The sequence below is a fragment of the Clostridium sp. AM25-23AC genome (genome assembly GCF_003435125.1).
GTDB lineage: Bacteria > Bacillota > Clostridia > Lachnospirales > Lachnospiraceae > Pilosibacter > Pilosibacter fragilis.
In genome coordinates, this window is sequence record NZ_QWGI01000069.1 from 305 (window position 1) to 3,979 (window position 3,675).

General features: G+C 35.9%; 4 protein-coding genes. 1 reads left to right on the forward strand and 3 read right to left on the reverse strand.

The features are described from left to right. Positions 1–139 precede the first annotated feature (139 nt). Positions 140–574, forward strand: a complete 435-nt coding sequence (locus DW677_RS17645; protein WP_347473205.1) for a DNA recombinase — start codon at positions 140–142, stop codon at positions 572–574. A 76-nt stretch (positions 575–650) separates the two neighbouring features. Here the strand turns inward: DW677_RS17645 and DW677_RS17650 are convergent, their stop codons facing one another. From DW677_RS17650 to DW677_RS17660, 3 genes are all read right to left on the reverse strand, one after another. After that, on the reverse strand, positions 651–971 hold the full coding sequence (locus DW677_RS17650) for a TfoX/Sxy family protein (protein WP_117567916.1): 321 nt from the start codon (positions 969–971) through the stop codon (positions 651–653). Between the two features lie 21 nt (positions 972–992). Beyond that, positions 993–1,241, reverse strand: coding sequence for a DUF3781 domain-containing protein (locus DW677_RS17655; protein WP_117567917.1), 249 nt, complete (start codon positions 1,239–1,241; stop codon positions 993–995). A gap of 443 nt (positions 1,242–1,684) precedes the next feature. Continuing rightward, a partial coding sequence (locus tag DW677_RS17660; RefSeq protein ID WP_147324987.1) for a DEAD/DEAH box helicase occupies positions 1,685–3,675 on the reverse strand: 1,991 nt, incomplete at its 5' end.

Sequence of the window (3,675 nt, forward strand, 5' to 3'; positions counted from 1 at the left end):
GGTAGAAAATCCATACTGCTTTTGCATCGGCGGGATCGGTGGCGATTGAATATTCTGCAAATCCATCATCTGGCGCTGCATCAGTAGACTGGAACCTACCGGGCAGGAATGCCACGCAAGAACCGTCAATGAGACGGTATTGGAGAATGTGGTAGTTCAGGCTATCAACACGCTCCTTGGTGATAAGTCCACCTACCAGGCGCAGCTCCAGCAGAACATTGCAAAGGTGATCCGCAGTGCTCAGCAAAATACCACTGATGAGATCAACGAGAGACTGCAGGAACTCCAGAAAGAGCTTCTCAAAAAAGCTAACAACAAGGAAGCCTACGATGAGATTGCCGACGATATCTTCCAACTTCGGGAACAGCGAGAAAAATGCACGGTTGACACTGCGACCAGAGACGCACAGATTGCTCGCATCAATGAACTGCAGGATTTCATCAAGCAGCAGCCCGCACAACTAGAAGCCTTCGACGAGACCCTGGTAAAGCGCTGGCTTGAGCGGATCATTGTCTGGGAGGACCACTTCACTGTGGAGCTTAAGTCTGGACTGAACATTGATATTGAAGGATAATCCCAATAGATGCACGAAACCCTCTCGACCATGATGGCCGGGAGGGTGTTTTCTATATCAACAAACGTGAATTTGTTTATTTCTTCTTTTTCGGTTTTGGTGCTGGCAGTTCGTCATACATAGAACCAAACAAACCTGCCAAAAATCCCTTATTATCAACTTCATCTACCAACAACATCTCTTTTGCTCCCTCATAGGGTAATTCATATGAAGCTGTCGGCATATAACTAATTGCTGATTTTACTGGTTTAACAAGTAATCTATCATCATAGATACCACCTACAATCTTTCCTCGATAATAAATAATAAATTCTCCCATCATAGCTCGATAAGTAATTTCTTCTAACTCAGATAGCTGCCCTAAAATAAACTCTAAATATTCTTTGCTTGATGCCATAATTTCACCTCAACTTATAATTTACTTAATAATATGTGCTGTAATAATTGTATAACTATATGAATTGATAGTGATTTTGACATTTTCAATTTCGCAATACCAATTTTTACCTTGTTTGTATATATGGCAATTTTCATCCAACACCTTATTTTTGCAATACTCAACAACATCTACTATATCTATTTTTAGATTTCTTTTAATTCTATCAACTCCCAGTTCAGTTGTATGAATTTTGTTAATATTATCGAGTAATATTTTTTTATCTTCCATTCTTCTTTTCCTCAAATTGTAATCTACCGAATTTTCCCTTCACATCTATTCCGCTGCCTACAAACACCCAAAATGGTCGAGTTGCCAGATTGGTTGTCAGCCCTTTCTGTTTTCCAAAATCCGTGACATCTAATCCACTGTCCCAAATCGCGACATCTAATTCGAGGTTACAACCTGACACATATTTTGCCGTAGATATGTTTCCATATAAGAAAACCGGGCCTTTTCAGATGTCGGGCCTTACATCCCAACTTCCGAAAAAGCCCGGAAATACGCCGCTTTCTGGCACTTATTTATCTTTTCTTGACATCAAGACTACCATCTCCACGTGTAATAGTTAGGCTATAACCAAACAAACCCACATTTACTAAAATTCCTTGAAATTCAATCCTTCTGCAGCCATCTTATCTTCTCAACGTTGTATGTTTGATTAGGCTATTATATTATTCTAGCTTTTTTTCTATAAACTTAAGTGTACGCTGTCCGATTTTTTCTTTATCAAAACTTTCTACAATGGCTTTCATTGTTTCCGCACTCCAAAATATCTTGAGTTTTTCTTTTGCACGGGTTATTGCAGTGTAAAAAATAGAATGCGATATTTTTTCTGCATTATAAGAGGGAATAATTATCTTTACAGAGTTATATTCTAAACCCTGTGCCTTATGAATAGAAACAGCATATGCGATTTGAAAAGGAATAATTGTCTTGAATCGTTCTTCCTCTGGTGCCGATTCATCATCGCTTGCGATTACTTCTAAGCGTATTCTTGTTCCACGATCTGTCACATCAACAAATTCAAAACTTTCGTTTCTGCATTGCCGCTCTGTTAAAATAGTGTCTATATCAAGCGTAAATAATATAGCTGAATCTCTTTTCGAGATATCTACAATTCTTCCTTTTAAATTGTTATATAATATAGGAGAACGCTTGGTATCGAGAAAAATCACTGGGTCTCCGACTTTAAATGTCCACTCAGCCCATGTATATACTTCGCTTTTAGTGTTAGCATTTTGAAAATAAAGGTTCATGTTGTTCAAACCAAATTTACCGTCATAGTTTAAACATAGTACAATTTCATCTTCATCCTGAGATACGAATATTTCTTCTCCTATATCAGCTGAAAAGGGACCATCTATTGCAAGTTTTTCAGTAATAATAGGTTGAATTTTTCTAACTTCATCCCATAAGCCCTTTAACTCTTTTTTGTCCGTTCTCCAAGTATTTAAAAGTTCAACATTGGCACCATCCGTTTTAATAATATCCTTGGCATAATAAAACCAGTTACCGAAATCAATGGACTCAATTTGATAAATATCTCCAGCTAAAACAAGCAATGTACTTTCATCAATTTTTTCAAGCAACCTCTTCATTGTTCTATTGTCTATTGTACTGCATTCATCAACAAAAACTATGTCATAATCTGTAAGTGTAATTGTCTTTGTAAAGCTATCAATACTTATAAAATCAGAATCAAGACCCGGATTTTCTATACGTCTTTCCAAATTCTGCAAAGCAGTATGCGTTTTCGTAAGAAAAAGTTTCTTTGATTGATTCATCATATTTGAAATGTAATTAATCAATGTTGTCTTTCCCGTACCAGCTGCTCCGTAAATGAGCATTACTTGAGAATTTACAAATAACTTTTGCAAGGCAACCTTTTTTAATGGATCTTCGAAATTTATATTACATTGCTTAAGATATCGTAGGTTGGACTCCCTTTGTCCTCTATTACTTATTTTTGAAAACTTTAGCAATTTATTAAGTATAAATATAGTTGTAGTTTCGTAGGAAGCAATTGATAAAAATCCATTTTCTTCATTTATCATAAAACCGTTACTGCATTCCCACTGATCCAGACTAGAGTTGTACTTTTTTATCGCTTCCCGGCTTGCTACCGAATCAATATCAAAATACAGCTCCCCCGTTTCACGTATCATACTTTCAATCGTTAAGTAAGGACGTACTGTATCAAACTCCGCAGAGCCATTTGTTATTTCAAGGATATCCTTTATATTACCCTTACTGGTTTTCCTTCCGGCTAAATTTGAAATAAAGGGTTTTTTCTCAAATGGATAACATCTACTCGTAATATAAAGATCATCAGAAAGACAATACTTATCAAACGTATTAGGAAGCACGAATTCTAACGTTTCTTCCCGCAGGTTTAGTAATATGTAGCGTATTGTATGCTTTCCTTTTTTGTTTGAAGAAAGTGAATAATCTCTTCTCAGTTTAATCAATACATCCTTAAATGTATTAGTGTTTGTCTCTCCATAGATTTGATCCAAAGCATTTTGAAAGTTATTTTCATGTATATTAATTAAATCAAAAAGATTCATGCCTGTTCTAGTGAGAAAATTCATCAATGCGTTGTACTCACCATAATTTTTATTTAAGTTAACCTGTTGTGCTATTTCAAATAAAACGTTTAAAA

What these genes read in the sequence shown, in the direction of transcription:
- DW677_RS17650 (WP_117567916.1), bottom strand. Translation starts at nt 971, where the DNA reads ATGGCATCAAGCAAAGAATATTTAGAGTTTATTTTAGGGCAGCTATCT.
- DW677_RS17655 (WP_117567917.1), bottom strand. Translation starts at nt 1,241, where the DNA reads ATGGAAGATAAAAAAATATTACTCGATAATATTAACAAAATTCATACA.